This window comes from Mycobacterium sp. 141 (assembly GCF_000382405.1).
In the GTDB taxonomy this organism is placed as follows: Bacteria; Actinomycetota; Actinomycetes; order Mycobacteriales; family Mycobacteriaceae; genus Mycobacterium.
On sequence record NZ_KB908277.1, the window covers coordinates 57,607 to 72,066 of the forward strand.

Annotated in this window: 16 protein-coding genes; 12 read left to right on the top strand and 4 right to left on the bottom strand. The window is 65.7% G+C overall.

Annotated elements, in window-relative coordinates; all coding sequences use genetic code 11:
• Nucleotides 1–210 precede the first annotated feature (210 nt).
• Nucleotides 211–1,443, bottom strand: a complete 1,233-nt coding sequence (locus H276_RS0121135) for a sorbosone dehydrogenase family protein (RefSeq protein ID WP_019973282.1) — start codon at nt 1,441–1,443, stop codon at nt 211–213.
• A complete protein-coding gene (locus H276_RS0121140; protein ID WP_019973283.1) occupies nt 1,421–2,134 on the bottom strand; it encodes a pirin-like bicupin family protein in 714 nt (237 codons plus the stop codon). Before H276_RS0121140 ends, H276_RS0121135 begins: the two co-directional genes overlap by 23 nt.
• A 49-nt stretch (nt 2,135–2,183) precedes the next feature.
• On the opposite strand from H276_RS0121140, the gene H276_RS0121145 reads away from it, so the two are divergent.
• Both H276_RS0121145 and H276_RS0121150 read left to right on the top strand, forming a co-directional pair.
• Nucleotides 2,184–2,960 (top strand): SDR family NAD(P)-dependent oxidoreductase, encoded by a 777-nt coding sequence (locus H276_RS0121145; protein ID WP_026357270.1) that lies wholly within the window; start codon nt 2,184–2,186, stop codon nt 2,958–2,960.
• Between the two features lie 173 nt (nt 2,961–3,133).
• Nucleotides 3,134–4,027 (top strand): hypothetical protein, encoded by an 894-nt coding sequence (locus tag H276_RS0121150; RefSeq protein ID WP_019973285.1) that lies wholly within the window; start codon nt 3,134–3,136, stop codon nt 4,025–4,027.
• Nucleotides 4,028–4,045: 18 nt separating this feature from the next.
• On the opposite strand, the gene H276_RS0121155 is transcribed toward H276_RS0121150, so the two are convergent.
• Complete coding sequence (locus tag H276_RS0121155) at nt 4,046–5,077, bottom strand: sigma-70 family RNA polymerase sigma factor (protein WP_026357271.1); 1,032 nt, start codon at nt 5,075–5,077, stop codon at nt 4,046–4,048.
• A 13-nt stretch (nt 5,078–5,090) separates the two neighbouring features.
• Between H276_RS0121155 and H276_RS0121160 the strand changes: the two genes are divergently transcribed.
• The 10 genes from H276_RS0121160 to H276_RS0121205 all read left to right on the top strand — a co-directional run bounded on the left by H276_RS0121160 (nt 5,091) and on the right by H276_RS0121205 (nt 13,963).
• The gene (locus H276_RS0121160) at nt 5,091–5,417 is read left to right on the top strand and encodes a hypothetical protein (RefSeq protein WP_019973287.1); all 327 of its coding nucleotides are present in this window, start codon (nt 5,091–5,093) and stop codon (nt 5,415–5,417) included.
• Nucleotides 5,418–5,448: 31 nt separating this feature from the next.
• Nucleotides 5,449–6,288: an alpha/beta hydrolase gene (locus H276_RS0121165; protein WP_019973288.1), complete on the top strand. Its 840-nt coding sequence runs from the start codon at nt 5,449–5,451 to the stop codon at nt 6,286–6,288.
• Entirely contained in the window at nt 6,285–7,253 is a 969-nt protein-coding gene (locus H276_RS0121170) for a hypothetical protein (RefSeq protein ID WP_019973289.1), read from the top strand. Before H276_RS0121165 ends, H276_RS0121170 begins: the two co-directional genes overlap by 4 nt.
• Before the next feature lie 98 nt (nt 7,254–7,351).
• Complete coding sequence (locus H276_RS0121175) at nt 7,352–8,095, top strand: DUF2786 domain-containing protein (RefSeq protein ID WP_019973290.1); 744 nt, start codon at nt 7,352–7,354, stop codon at nt 8,093–8,095.
• The gene (locus H276_RS0121180) at nt 8,092–8,565 is read left to right on the top strand and encodes a TIGR04338 family metallohydrolase (protein ID WP_019973291.1); all 474 of its coding nucleotides are present in this window, start codon (nt 8,092–8,094) and stop codon (nt 8,563–8,565) included. Before H276_RS0121175 ends, H276_RS0121180 begins: the two co-directional genes overlap by 4 nt.
• Nucleotides 8,566–8,648: 83 nt before the next feature.
• Complete coding sequence (locus H276_RS0121185; RefSeq protein ID WP_019973292.1) at nt 8,649–9,041, top strand: phage holin family protein; 393 nt, start codon at nt 8,649–8,651, stop codon at nt 9,039–9,041.
• A complete protein-coding gene (locus H276_RS0121190; protein WP_019973293.1) occupies nt 9,019–11,319 on the top strand; it encodes an ATP-binding protein in 2,301 nt (766 codons plus the stop codon). Before H276_RS0121185 ends, H276_RS0121190 begins: the two co-directional genes overlap by 23 nt.
• Nucleotides 11,261–11,923, top strand: a complete 663-nt coding sequence (locus H276_RS23415; protein WP_036461524.1) for a response regulator transcription factor — start codon at nt 11,261–11,263, stop codon at nt 11,921–11,923. The genes H276_RS0121190 and H276_RS23415 overlap by 59 nt, the downstream gene beginning before the upstream one ends.
• A gap of 79 nt (nt 11,924–12,002) precedes the next feature.
• Nucleotides 12,003–12,398: a PLDc N-terminal domain-containing protein gene (locus H276_RS0121200; protein ID WP_019973295.1), complete on the top strand. Its 396-nt coding sequence runs from the start codon at nt 12,003–12,005 to the stop codon at nt 12,396–12,398.
• A gap of 2 nt (nt 12,399–12,400) precedes the next feature.
• A complete protein-coding gene (locus H276_RS0121205) occupies nt 12,401–13,963 on the top strand; it encodes a hypothetical protein (RefSeq protein ID WP_026357272.1) in 1,563 nt (520 codons plus the stop codon).
• Nucleotides 13,964–14,070: 107 nt separating this feature from the next.
• Here the strand turns inward: H276_RS0121205 and H276_RS0121210 are convergent.
• Nucleotides 14,071–14,460 (bottom strand): MMPL family transporter (locus H276_RS0121210; RefSeq protein WP_026357273.1); only part of this gene is annotated, 390 nt, incomplete at its 5' end.

The window sequence follows — 14,460 nt, forward strand, 5'->3', positions numbered from 1 at the left end:
AACGTGGTCGCACCTGCTACCACACGTTGTTTCAGTTTTGCCAGCGCAGGCACGGTGTACACAATAACCACACAGGAAACTCTGTCAACATTGGTAACGTTGGAGTCTCGATTGGGTACCGGACGTGCGACTTCACCCGTGACCGCGGTATTCCTCCGAATGGATACCCGCCGCCAGGCATCCAGAGATTGCAGTTAGCTGTCCTCGTTCTCAGCCCGGTGACAGCCGGTACACCGCCCCGGCGTCGTCGTCGGTGATGTACACCGCGCCGTCGGGTCCCGTGACTGCGGCCACCGGTCGGCCCCACCGTGAACCGTCATCGGCCTGGAAGCCGCCGACCAGCGTCTGCTGGGGGCCCAATGTGCCGTCGCGCCAACCGAAGAACGACACCTCGGGTGCCTGCGGGTGCGCCCGGTTCCACGATCCGTGCACACCCACCAGCGCGCCGGCGCCGAACTGCGGCAGTTCGGTGAAGCTCATGCCCAGCGGTGCCGAGTGCGCGGGCATGGTCTGCTCCACCGGCGGCAGTGCCGCGCAGTCCAGCTCGGTGCCGTCGGCGTTGGTCTGCATGTCGCGGATGAATCCCGCGGGCGCGGCGCCGTCGGGATTGCAGTAGGGCCAACCCAATTCGCGTCCCTGCGTGAGCTTCGCGACCGACTCGGGCGGATGGTTGTCCACGTAATCCTGGTCCACCTTGCCCTCGGGATTGGCGACATTGTCGCGATTGTTCACCGCCGTCCACAGCGAGCTGTCGGGGGCCAACGCCAGCCCGGTGCCATTGCGTACTCCGGTCGCGAACGGTTGGGCGGGCCCGCCGCCCGGCGGCACGCGCATGATGGTGGCCCGCGGTGGTGTGGCGGAACGATCCTCAGCGGAGATGTTGCCCGTCGAACCGATCGAGAAGTACACGGCGCCATCACGTCCCACGACGACGCTCTTGAGGGCGTGGGCGTAGGCACCGTGCAGGTCCGGGCTCTTGGCGTCGGGGAGGCCGCCGGCAACGGTACGAGGATTGGTGGCCCGGCCGTCGGCGTAGTCGTAGGCATCGATCTGGTCGCTCTCGGCGACGTACAGCGTGGAGCCCGCGAACGTCAGACCGTGCGGCTGGTCCAGTCCGTCGAGCAGAACTTGGCGGCTGGGCAGCACCTGCAGAACCTGGCCGGTGCTCGGTGTCGAGACGAGCAGCCTGCCGTCCGGTGTCCAGGCGGCCATCCGGGCCCTCGGCACGCGTGCGACGACCGCCAGCGTCCAGCCGGCGGGCACTTGAGCGTGGCGGGGCCGGTCGAACGGGGCTTGCGCGAGGGCGTCGGGCACTTCGACGGCGACCGTGGACAGGCCCGCAGGCACGGGCGGCGGTTGCGGTGCAGGCGTCGACGTGGAGCTGCAGGCCGCTGTCGCGACCATGACCGCTGCGATGGCGTTACGCGCCGCCCAGGCCCGCATGCATCTCCCACACCAGGATCTCGGCGCCGGCCGTCGCCGTCACCCGCCGGCCACCGCACGCGCTCAGCCGTGCCGCGTCGCCCGTCGTCAGCTCGCCGGCGCCCTCAAGTGTCACCGCACCTCGCGCGACGAACAGGTGCACGTACGGGGCCTGTGGTAGCTCCAGCGCCTCGCCGGAGTGCAGCCGGGCGCCGTGCAGTGTGGCGTTGCGGTTGTGCAGGGAGACGGCCGCGTCGGTGGCGCCGGAAGCGATGGGTGTCAGGGCATTGCCGAGCCGGATCTCCTGCTGTTGATAGCCCGGCGTCACGCTTGCCTCGTCGGGCAGCACCCACATCTGTACGAAATGCACTGGCGCGTCTTCGGATCCGTTCTGCTCGCAGTGCTGCACTCCGCTGCCTGCCGACATGCGTTGTGCCAGACCGGGATAGATCACTCCGGAGTTGCCCATCGAATCCTTGTGGGCTAGTTCGCCTTCCAGCACCCAGGTGACGATCTCCATGTCCCGGTGCGGGTGTGTGTCAAAGCCGGCGCCACGAGCGACGATGTCGTCGTTGTTGACCAGCAGCAACCCGTGGTGGGTGTTGGTGGGATCGTAGTAATCGCCGAAGGAGAACGAATGTCGCGACTGCAGCCAGTCGGTCGTGGTGAGGCCACGGTCATCGGCGCGGCGGATGTCGACGATCGGGGGCATGTGCCAAGCCTACTGCCGACCGACCGGTGGATCGGCTTACTCTGTCGACGTGGATATCAACGGAGTCAGCGCCATCGTCACCGGTGGTGCATCAGGTATCGGTGCGGCAACCGCCCGCCAGTTGGCAGCCAAGGGAGCCAAGGTCGTCATCGCCGACCTGCAGTCCGAGAAGGGCGAGGCGCTCGCCAAGGAACTCGGCGGCGTGTTCGTCAGCGTCGACGTCACCGACACCGCGCAGATCGAGGCCGCGGTCAACAAGGCCACCGAGCTCGGCCCGCTGCGCGTCTTGGTCAACTCGGCAGGCATCGGCTGGGCCCAGCGCACCATCGGTAAGGACGGCGAGTTCGCGTCGGCGCACAATCTGGACGTCTACAAGAAGGTGCTCGCGATCAACCTTGTCGGCACCTTCGACGCCATCCGCTTGGCCGCCACCGCAATGAGCCGGTTGGACCCCACCGAGAGCGGCGAGCGCGGCGCGATCGTGAACATGACCAGCGTCGCGGCGTTCGACGGCCAGATCGGCCAGGCCGCGTACTCGTCGTCCAAAGGCGGCGTCGTGGGCCTGACCCTGCCGGTCGCGCGCGACCTGGCCGCGGTGGGTGTCCGCGTCAACACCGTGGCGCCGGGCCTCATCGACACCCCGATCTACGGGGAAGGAGAGGCGTCCGAAGCCTTCAAAGCCAAGCTCGGTGAGTCCGTGCTGTTCCCCCACCGCCTGGGCAAGCCCGAGGAGCTGGCCTCGATGGTCATCGAGCTGATCACCAACTCCTACATGAACGCTGAGGTGGTCCGCGTCGACGGCGGTATCCGGATGCCACCCAAGTAACTTTTCCGCCGCTGGCGAGCGGCCAGTTAGTGCACGCGATCGGCGGGTTTGCGTGTCGTAACCGGCCACTGGAGGCGGTCGGGTTGTCCCCAGACCAGGGTTCATCCACAGGTCCGGGCACCAGGGGCGGCTCGGTCGGCCATCTCGTCGGCCCCTGCCGACACCGTGGGCGCATGGTCCGACCGATTCTCGGGTCCGAGGCGCTTGCCGCGCGGGCAACGACCCGACGAGCCCTGGCAAGCCGGTATGACGCGATCTACCGCAACGTCTATCTGGCCAAGGGCGTGGAGTTGACGGCTGCGCATCGAGCCGAGGCGGCCTGGCTGTTCTCCGGGCGACAGGCGACGTTGGCAGGGCTGTCGGCGGCCGCGGTGTACGGCACGCGTTGGATCGACCCGACCGAGCCTGCCGAGCTGTATCGCCGCAATGGCAAGCCCGTCGCCGGGATTCTGGTCCACCGCGACGAACTTTTGGACGACGAGACTCGACTGTTCGCCGGGATCCCGGTGACGACGCCGGCGCGTACCGCGTTCGACCTGGGTCGGCGCCGCGGCACGGACGAGGCGGTCATGCGGCTGGATGCGCTCGCGCAGGCGACGTTTGTGACGGCGGCTGACGTCGCACCTCTGGTGCAGCGCCATCCCGGCGTCCGTGGGCTGGTCCAACTGCGTGACGTGCTGGGCCTGATGGACGGCGGCGCCGAATCCCCACAGGAAACCCGTACCCGGCTGGTTCTCGTCAATGCCGGACTGTCCAAGCCGGATACGCAGATCGTGGTGCCGGGAGACTTCGGCGGCAGAAGTCATGCACGAATTGACATGGGCTACAAGAAGTTCAAGGTAGGTGTCGAGTACGAGGGCGCACAGCATTGGACAGATCCGCGGGTCCGTGCCAACGACATCGACCGCTATGCAGAATTGGCCGCGCTGGGCTGGTCGATCGTCCGCGTCGGGGCTGACCTGCTGCACCGCAGACTATGGGTTCTCGTCGCCCGAGTCTGCGCCGCGTTGCGGGCTGCCGGCGCCGAATGGCCAGTTATTGCACGGGTTTTGGGTGATCGCGTGTAGTAACCGGCCACTCGGCGGCTAAAGGGAAGCCGGGAGCCCGAACTTCTCGAACAACGATGGGTCCATGAACGCCACCACATGGGAAATACCGGCGGCATTGATGGCCAACACGTGCAACTGAAACGCCTCGTGCACGCCCGTCTCGGGGCTGCGCATGTACATCGCCGCGGCCGGTTGATCGTTGGCAGTCGTGCGGATGAACCGCATGTCGCCGGCCTTCTCGGCGGGGCACTTGTGCCGAGACAGGTCGCCGATGGCCTGCGGACCGCGATACCAACTGTCGAACGGCGGCATCTCCCAGATGGCCTCGGCCGTGAACAACTCGACGAGTCTGTCGATGTCGTAAGCCTCGAACGCGGCGATGTAGCGGCTCAGCATGTGCTGCGCCTCGGGCGATTCGGGTGCGACGATCGGGCCGTCCTGCTTGGGGTTCGCGGCTTCGAGCTGCGCCCGGGCCCGCTGCAGCAGGCTGTTGACCGCGGCCGTCGAAGACCCTATCGCGTCGGCGACCTCGGCCGCCTTCCACTGCAGCACCTCACGCATCACCAACACCGCACGCTGGCGGGGGGACAGGTGCTGCAGTGCCGCCACGAACGCCAGCCGCACCGACTCGCGGTCGCCGACGATGTTCACCGGGTCGGAGGACTCATCGGGCAGCGGCTCCAGCCAGGGCACTTCGGGATGCTCGGTGATCGTGTCGGTGCCGGCTGAACTCGCAGTGCCCAGGCCTGACGGCAGGGGCCGGCGTTGACGGCTCTCCAGGGCGGTCAGGCAGGTGTTGGTGGCGATCCGGTACAGCCAGGTCCGCACCGAGGATTTGCCCTCGAAGCCCGCGTAGGATTTCCACGCGCGCAGATAGGTCTCCTGCACCAGATCCTCGGCGTCGTGCAGAGAACCGGTCATTCGGTAACAGTGTGCGAGCAGCTCTCGGCGGTAGCGCTGGGCATCGGCGAGGAACGCGTCAGCCGGACTTGCGTTCTCGCGTGCGGTGGCGTCGGGTGAAGGTGCGAGCACGGTCACGTCGTCGAGCCTACGCACGCCCACCGACAACTACGATCGAAAAATGGCACGGCGGGGGGTCGAACGCTGGAACATCGCGGCGTTCGCGCTGTATATCCTGCTGATTCCGGTGGCTTTCACCGAGTTCATGATGGGCGCACTCGGCTTCGGAATGGCCACCGACGGCTGCCACGACGCTGCCTGCGATGCCGGCTATCACGAGAATGCCGCGATCCTCACGGTCGGTGTCGGGCTGGTCGTCGTGCTGGTGGCGACCGGAGCGCTGATGCTCTACGGTCAAACCCGCGAAAAGATCGTCATCGTGTGGCCGTTCGTTGCCGCGGCGGCGATGGCCGGTGTGTTCGTCCTCGGCATGGCGGTGCTGCATTAACCGTTGATCGCGATCCCGCTACGCTCGCCTGATGACCAGTACCCGTACCGAACGGACCTTCGACGGCGTCGGTGGGGTGCGCATTGTCTACGACGTGTGGAGCCCGGAGACTGCGCCGCGCGGAGTCATCGTGCTGTCGCACGGGCTGGGAGAATACGCAGGCCGCTACCACCACGTGGCGCAGCGCTTCGGCGAGGCCGGTTTGATCGTCTACGCCCTCGACCATCGTGGCCACGGGCGTTCCGGCGGCAAGCGGGTGTACCTGCGGGACATGTCGGAGTACGTCGGCGATTTCCACACCCTGGTCGGCGTCGCCGCCGCCGAGCATCCCGACCTCACCCGCATCGTGCTCGGCCACAGTATGGGTGGCGGCATCGTGTTCAGCTACGGCGTCGAATACCCCGACGAGTACACCGCCATGGTGCTTTCGGGGCCTGCGATCGCAGCGCAGGCCTCCCTGTCGCCGATGCTGGTCGTGGCGGCCAAGTTGCTGGGCCAGATCGCCCCGGGCTTGCCCGTCGAAGAGCTCGACGTGACGGCGATCTCCCGGGATCCGGCCGTGGTCGCCGCGTACAACGCCGACCCGCTGGTGTGGCACGGCAAGGTGCCGGCGGGGATCGCCCGGGCGCTGATCCTCGTAGGCGAGACGATGCCGCAGCGGGCTTCCGCGCTGGCCGCGCCGCTGCTGGTGGTGCACGGTGAAAAGGATCGGCTGGTGCCCGTCGAAGGCAGTCACCGTCTCGTCGAGTGCGTGGCTGCCGAGGACGTCCACCTCAAGGTGTACCCGGGCCTGTACCACGAGGTGTTCAACGAGCCCGAGCAGGCGCTGGTGCTCGACGACGTCACGTCGTGGATCGAGGCACATCTGTGAGACGAATTGCCGCGGCACTGCTGGCGGTGCTGCTGCTGGCCGGTTGCGGATCCGGGCAGCCGGCCAAATGGGTGGACCAGGACGTCAGCTTCGACGCCGACGGTCTGACCATCTTCGGCACCTACCGCACCAACGGCAGGTCAGGTCCGGCCGCGCTGCTGATCTCCGAGAGCGGGCCCACCGACCGCAATGGCGACAACAAGGTCGTCGGCCCCATCGGCAACATGCGCCAGATCGCCGAGACGCTGTCGGACGACGGTGTGGCCACCTTGCGCTACGACAAGATCGGTACCGGCAAGACCAAGCTGGGCCCGTATCAGCAGAAGCCGACGGAGGTGGTCAGCGCTGTCTACACCGCCGGTGCGGCCGCCGCACTGAAGTTTCTGGGTGGGCAGTCCCACACCGACAAGGATCGATTGTCGATCTACGCGGTCGGCGAGGGCGCCGTCCACGCCATGACGCTGGCCGGCCGAGGCGAGGAGAAGGTGCACTCGCTGGGGCTGTTGCAGCCACTGGCGGGCCGGTATCTGGACATCATCACCAACCGGGTGCGCTCGGGGTCGACGCCGGAGGTGCTCAAGGCCTGGCTGGGCGCCGTCGATCAGATTCGCACCAAGGGCACAGTCCCGGACAACCTGCCCGAGGGCCTGAGCGCGATCGTCAACAAGGGCAATCTGAACGCCATCAGGGAGGCCGACAAGATCGACCCGCTGGCGCTGGCGGCGGCGCTGCCCGACGGGATGCCGGTCCTGCTGACGTGCTCGGATTCCGACGCCCAGGCCAGCTGTGACGCCGAACGCCCGCTGATCGACGCGCTGCACCACACCGCGCTCAAGGTCGTCGAGCTCAAGGGCGTCAACCACATCCTGCGCGACGACCCGACCGACAGCATCGCGAACTACGGCAAGCCCGGCTCGCTGTCGCAGCAGGTGCGTGACGCGCTGAAGGACTTCTCCGGTAAGTGATGTCAGAGATGTTTTCTAGGATCGTGCCGTGAGCGGCAAGCGAGTAGCGAAGCGGATCGCGCAATGAGCGGCAAGCGAGTAGCGAAGCGGATCGCGCAATGAGCGACGACAAGATGCTGGGGCGCATCGCCGCGCTGTTGCGTCAGGCGGAGGGCACCGACAATCAGCATGAAGCCGAGGCATTCATGGCCGCGGCGCAGCGGCTGGCCACGGCCACCGCGATCGACTTGGCGTTGGCCCGGTCGCATTCAGCCCAGCGCACCAAGGCCCAGCAGCCGCTGCAGCGCACCGTGACCATCGGGCAGGCCGGCACCAAGGGGCTGCGCACCTATGTGCAGTTGTTCGTGATGATCGGGATGGCCAACGACGTGAAATGCGATGTCGCGTCCAACTCGACGTTCGTCTACGCCTACGGATTCGCCGAGGACATCGACGCCACCCATGCGCTCTACACCAGCCTGGTGCTGCAGATGGTCAAGGCGTCGGAGTCCTACATCGCCTCCGGAGCGCACCGGCCGACCCCCACCATCACCGCGCGGCTGAACTTCCAGCTGGCGTTCGGCTCCCGGATCGGGCAGCGGCTGACGCAGGCCCGCGAGGAGGCCAAACAGGAGGCCGACCGCAACGACCGGCCCGGTACGGCTCTTGCCCTGCGGGACAAGGACATCGAGTTGAAGAGCTTCTACCGGCAGGCCTCGCAGGCGCGCGGCACGTGGCGGGCGACCAGCGCGTCGGCGGGCTATTCTTCGGCAGCGCGCCGGGCCGGCGACCAGGCTGGGCGACGCGCCCGACTGGGGCCGAATCCGGAGTTGTCGGGCGCACGCGGCGCATTGGAGCAGTGACGGCCAGGGACACCCAGCGGGCCAAGGTGTATGCCGCGGAACAGTTCGTGCGCACCATGTTCGACCGTGCCGCGCAACATAGTTCACGCGCCATCGACTTCTTCGGCACCTCGCTGACGTTGCCGCCGGAGGCGAAGTTCGGCTCGGTCGAGTCAGTGCAGCGCTATGTCGACGAGGTGCTCGCCCGCGTCGGTGCCCCGCCGGTGAGCGTGCGGCCCCGCCGCGGCGCCGCGGCCGCACACTACGAACTCGTCGACGGTGCGGCCGTCATCGCGGTGCCCGAACGGGATTCGACGTGGGCGCTGCGTGAACTCGTCGTGTTGCACGAGTTGGCCCACCACCTGAGCCCTGTACCGCCGCCGCATGGTCCGGCCTTCGTCGCCACCTACTGCGAACTGTGCGAAACCATCATGGGACCGGAGGTCGGGTTGGTCCTGCGGATGGTCTATGCCAAAGAAGGCGTGACCTAGAGCCGTGAAGCACCCACACGCAGCGTTGTCCCCAAATCAGTGGACGTGCAGGTCACCGGGGCACTCAGCATAGGGTTATCGGCATGGTGCGATTCTTCCTGCGGGTGGCCGTACTCCTCGGATCGTCGGCAGTGGGTTTGCTGGCTGCGGACCGGTTGGTTGCCGGCGTATCGGTGCCCTGGCGGGGCTTCCTGCTCACCGTCGTGATATTCACTGTCGCCCAGGCGATCCTGTCCCCGTTCATCTTCAAGATCACCAAGCGTTACGCCTCGGCCTTTCTCGGCGGGATCGGTCTGGTTTCGACATTGGTCGCGCTGTTCTTGGCGACGCAGTTCACCGGATTGGCGATCCGGGGTGCGGGGGCGTGGTTGGCCGCGACCTTCGTCGTGTGGCTGACCACCGCCGTCGCCACCATCGTCCTGCCCTGGTTGGCGGTGCGCATCTTCCGCAAGCGTGCTGGCCCGACTGCCGGCTGAGGACGGTGTGACCGACAGCCACGGCTATGCCGCCGTAGTGCGGCATGCGCTCACCACAGCGGCACTGTTCTTCACGGTGGTCGTATCCGCGATCCAATTCGCGGTGTTCGGTAATGCCGTACCACCTTATGCCGCACCGAAATTAGTGTGGACGGCGTTCGGCGTGCACGCCGCCGTGTGGGTTGCGGCCGTGCTGCGACGGGTACCGGCGTGGAGCATCGTGCTCGGCTGGGCGGCCGTCGCGATCGTCCTGGCCGTGCAATTGGGCATCGCAGAATCCCAGGATCCGATCGCGCCCCGCACCATGTCGATGACCATCGCCGCGGCGGCATCGTTGCTGCTCCCGCTGCGCCGGGCATTGCAGACCACCGTGGCGGTGAGCCTGGCCTGCAGCACGGCGCTGCTCATCCCGGCCTTCCCCGCGACACTTGCGGTGTGGGGTATGGCGGTTCAGATCCCGGCGTATTCGATAAGCATTTGTGCCGCCCTGAGTTTGGCCTTCCGCGAGCTGCACCGGGTCGCGGCGACTGCCGACGACGAAGCCCAGGCGCGGCTCGAAGTGGACCGGGCGGTGCGGCACAGGGAGATCGCCGCCGAAGCTGCGCGCCGTCGGTCGCGAATGATGCACGACACCGTGGTCAACACCCTGGGTGCGATCGCGATGGCGCGGATCGCCACTGCCGGCAGTCTCGTCGCGCGCAGATGCACCGACGATGCCCGGATCACCGATGCGCTGCACGACGCGGCGACGCCGATAAGTCCCTCCATCGCCGACCTTTTCGCACATGCCGCCGAATCGGGTGTCGAACTCTCGGCGGACGACCTCACCGGTCTGCAGCGACAGCTGGAAGCCGAACCGTCCTGGCGGCGCCGTGAAATCATCGCCACGCTGCGTGAAGTCGTCACCAATATTGCAAAACATGCTGGAGTTTCGTGTGCGTACGTATCGTATAGCCCCGGTACGCACACGGTGGCGATCACAGACAACGGGGCCGGAATAGCCGACACGTCGGCGCTGTCGTCGTCACTGGCGACCCGAGCCCACGATGCGCAAATCCAGGTGTCGGTACGCAGCCGGCCGGGTGCCGGCACCACTGTCACGCTGAGCTGCGCGCCACTGGGTGATGCCGGCCGGAACCTGTTCGCGGCGGCGTCGGCCCGGATGTCGCGCTCGATAACCGCGGTCATGCTGACGGAATTCGCCGTTGTCGCAACTGTTACCGTGATCTGCAGCCGATTGTGGTCACCGCTGGATGTGGCGCCGCCGCTGCTCATGTGGCTATTGGTCGCCATCATCCTGGTGACGATCGTGCGCGAGGCCGGTCGCGGCGTGGTGCTGCCCACCGGCACGGTGGCCATAATTCTCAGCGGGATGGCCGCCATGTCGGTCGTCTACAACATGTCGGGTGCGGGCGACGCCGCCTGCGGCCTGCAGCCCACGTTGGCCTGGTCGGGTGACGCGGTGGCCGCCATCTGCATCGTGCTGGTGCTGGTCGACGGGCGTAAGCGAGTTGTGCTCAGCGCCATGCTGATTCCCCTGTTCGGTGTCGTCATGACGCTGCGTCGTCACCTCGCCGACTGCGGCGGGCTGACGTTGAGCCTGTTCGCCGCCGACCTGCTGGTCATCGGTGCTTGCTACCTCTTGCGGCACCAAACGCTGCGGTTGGCCAATACCGCCTCGGCACATCACGACGAACGAGTGCATCGTCGCGAGCAGCAGGAGCGCCTCGCCGTCGACGAAGCGATGAACAACGACGGGTTCCGCTCAACACTCGAGCATGCTCGCCACATTCTCGAATCCGTCGCCAGTGATCCGGTGCGTGCCCGGGACCCGCTCATCCGTGCGACCGCACGCCTCGAGGAGGGGTACCTACGGGCACTCATCGGGTTGACGGCCGATATCGTCACCGCCGGCGCCAAACGACGCTTCGTCGAGATGATCGACGTCGCCCGCTCCGCGGGTGTCGGATTGGACGTGAATGCCGCGCCCGGGATCCTCGACGACGATTCGGCAGAACTGGTTGTCATGACCGTACGCGACGTCCTCGAGCGCTGCAGCTCCGGCGACCACGTGTCCATCGGCGTCTTCGGGCGAGACGCCGAAGCGGCGCTGATACTCGTCGCGCCACCGTCGGCCCTGGTTGGTTACGCTGGGGAACAACGGAATCCATGCGTTGCCGTTACCGAAGAGCTGGGTCTGGTGGAAGTGAGATGGACCGTTGGCGCACATAGCGATAGTCGAGGACCACATCCTCGTTCGGGACGGGCTCGCGCGTGAGTTATCCGATGCCGGACATGAATTGACACTGGCCACGACCCTGGATGCGGTTGCCGGACCGGAAGCGCATGCTTTGCCCCGGATTGACCTGGTGCTGCTCGATCTCGACTTGGGTGCGGCCGGATTCGCCGACGAAGGCATGGTGGCGGCGCTACAGCGGCAGGGTACTGCGGTGCTCGTCGTGACGGCGCTGGGCAGTCCGCGCCATGTGCAGCGGATGTTGCGCGCCGGAGTCGTGGGTGTCGTCGCGAAGAACGACAGCATGAAGAACCTGCGCGCCGCGGTGGATGCCGCGCTGCGCGGCGAGCAGTGGATGAGTCCGGTACTGGCGCAGGCCATCGCCGTCGACAGTGTTGCCTGCCGTCCGAAACTCTCCGATCAGGAGCAGCTGGCGCTGCAGCTCTATGCCTGCGGACTGAAGCTCGACAGCGTGGCACGTCGCATGGGTGTGGCCACCAGCACTGCCAAGCAGTACATCGACCGGGTTCGCGACAAGTACGCCAAATTGGGCCAGCAAGTGCGAACCAAAACTGAATTGTCCGCAATAGCCGCCGAGGACGGCTTCGTCACGCGCGCACCGAACATCGACACCACCGTCGAATGACCACAGTTCGGGGGTCAATCGTCGCGCGGACCGCTTCTCGGTGGGCTCTCGGGATGGTCACCCACTTAGGCTGGGCGCCATGTGGAATACGTTCTGGGACTTCCTGTGGTCAGCGATCATCATTTTTGCTTTCATCGCATATTTGGTGATATTGATCAATATCTTGACCGACCTATTCTGGCGTGATCGCACGACGTCGGGAATTGTTAAGGCAATTTGGGTTGTATTCCTCGTTCTGTTGCCGTATCTCACCGCTTTGGCTTATCTCGTCGTCCGCGGCAACGGTATGAGCTCCCGCGCCCTCGAGCATGCCGCCGCGGGTCAGCAGCGAGCCGATGACTACATCCGCGAGGTTGCGGGCCGCTCACCCGTCCGGGAGATCGCCGAAGCCAAAAACCTGCTCGAGGCGGGTGCGGTCACCCCCGCCGAGTTCGAGCGCCTCAAGTTGACCGCCCTGTCTCGGGAACGAGCGTAGAGATGCGGCGAAGGCTATTCCTGGCCGGTGGCGCCGGCGCCGTCGCAGCACTATCTGCCCAGTCGCTGGGGGCATGCTCGTCGCCCGGGTCGCACAGCGTGGCGACCGATGCATCGCCCAGCGATATCTCGCAGCTGCACGCGGAGGTGGCCAAGCTGCGGGAGAAGTATGTGGCCACCTTCGATGCCGAATACGTCGACAATGTCATCGTTCCCAATTTCCTGAGCCGGATCACCGACGGGGAACGCCCCACGTTGCCGATGATCGATCTGCCCTTGACAAAGGAGAACGCCCTGCCGCGCGACTTGTGGGGTCTGCTGAGTCAAACTTGGGGGCCTGATCCCGAGCATGGGGTGACGGTGTTTCTACAGGGGCTGGAGAAGCGCGGACCAGACAATCGGCGTAAGCGGATCTACATGTCGGCCACGACACCCGATCTCTATTTCAGCAAGTACCGAAACAAGGTCGTGGATTATTTCACGGGGCTTTTCGGCCCGCAGAATGCCAATAAACCACTGATGCGGATCTATCTGGACACCTTCTGGGACCTCTACTGGGACTTGCATCTCGGAGTGCGGGGGAAGCAAATCCCCGACAAAGTGCGTCAGATAGGCGCCAGCTTCAACGCGGTCCTCGCCTACCGTGATCCCACGCAGAAAGTTGTTTATGACAACTATATGGTGGTGCGCGCCAACCTTGAATATCTGCGATCTTGGATAGACGAGGGGCTGGCCAACATCGTTTCCGGAAAGACATCCGATCCAGAGAAGACATTCGCCTGGTACTGGCTGAAAAATGGTGAGGGAAGCGAGTACTTCAACCACCAGGACGTCATTTTCGAGGTGTTCCACAACTTCGTTGCGTTCAGTCAGTGGGGCAACACCCTGTACAACATCATGGCCACAATGCGCCGCGACGGCGGTAACGCTCAAGCGCGGGACTGGTTCATTCGGACCATGTCAGCAGACCCCGACAACGCCAAGGGTGCGTCGTTTCCTCCGCTGGAACGGTTCGTGATGGAGCTGTTCCGCACCATTTCACCTAATCCGGGCAGCATCTCGGCGCTCACCGAGGCCAGCCCGCCGCCGTTCACCCGGCACAACTACATGAATTCGCCGCACACCTCGACGAGCCACGATCGGGTGCAGTGGGTCAACCCGGATGACTTCGATCCGTCCCGCTACGAGCACGCTCCCACCAGCGCACAGATCGACGAAGCCCGAATCCGACAAATGGGTTTGGCGCAGTGCCCCTTCACCCCGGCCTCGTTCGAGGTGCGAGACGGGCGAAGGGCGACGATCGACAACAGTGCCTTCGGCACCGTCTTCGGCGTCGTGGAAGATAAGCCACTACCCGTATGCGACTATGCGGGTTTCGCACCGTTCGGGTTCGGGTATCGGCGGTGTCCGGGCGAGCAGCTGACCCTGCTCGCGTTCGCAGATGTGCTGCGCAAAGTGTGGTCCGACAAGCTCGAATTCGTGGCGGTCGGCGGACCCGACAGCGCCAAGATGCCGATCGGCCCGAGTACGGTGATCACCGACGATATCGGTTTCGTCCGCCCGTGACGCGGATCGACCTCCTCGTCCGGCTTTCGAGACCGGCGCGAGCGTGCGTGAACTGCTGCTGATTTACGGAGTGTCGGGCAACAGACGCGCACGCTCGCGGAGCCTGCCTAGGCCGGGGCGTCGGCAGTTTCCTTCTCCGCGGGCTTGGGCCATGGGGCCGGAACCGGGCGTTGACGCACCAATTGTGGCCACCAGAACCATTTTCCGAGTAGGGCTGCGATCGATGGGGTCATGAAGGAGCGGATGACGAGGGTGTCGAAGAGTAGGCCGAGGCCGATGGTGGTGCCGACTTGGCCGATGACGGCGAGTTCGCTGAAGGCCATGGACATCATGGTGAAGGCGAAGACCAGGCCTGCGGAGGTGACTACTGAGCCGGTGCCGCCCATGGCGCGGATGATGCCGGTGTTGAGGCCGGCGTGGATTTCTTCTTTGAATCGGGAGACCAGCAGCAGGTTGTAGTCGGCGCCGACGGCCAGCAGGATGATGACCGACATGGC

Coding starts and splice junctions, on each gene's coding strand:
- H276_RS0121140 (WP_019973283.1), bottom strand. CDS start 2,134: ATGCCCCCGATCGTCGACATCCGCCGCGCCGATGACCGTGGCCTCACC.
- H276_RS0121150 (WP_019973285.1), top strand. CDS start 3,134: ATGGTCCGACCGATTCTCGGGTCCGAGGCGCTTGCCGCGCGGGCAACG.
- H276_RS0121135 (WP_019973282.1), bottom strand. CDS start 1,443: ATGCGGGCCTGGGCGGCGCGTAACGCCATCGCAGCGGTCATGGTCGCG.
- H276_RS0121160 (WP_019973287.1), top strand. CDS start 5,091: ATGGCACGGCGGGGGGTCGAACGCTGGAACATCGCGGCGTTCGCGCTG.
- H276_RS0121175 (WP_019973290.1), top strand. CDS start 7,352: ATGAGCGACGACAAGATGCTGGGGCGCATCGCCGCGCTGTTGCGTCAG.
- H276_RS0121205 (WP_026357272.1), top strand. CDS start 12,401: ATGCGGCGAAGGCTATTCCTGGCCGGTGGCGCCGGCGCCGTCGCAGCA.
- H276_RS0121165 (WP_019973288.1), top strand. CDS start 5,449: ATGACCAGTACCCGTACCGAACGGACCTTCGACGGCGTCGGTGGGGTG.
- H276_RS0121200 (WP_019973295.1), top strand. CDS start 12,003: ATGTGGAATACGTTCTGGGACTTCCTGTGGTCAGCGATCATCATTTTT.
- H276_RS0121185 (WP_019973292.1), top strand. CDS start 8,649: ATGGTGCGATTCTTCCTGCGGGTGGCCGTACTCCTCGGATCGTCGGCA.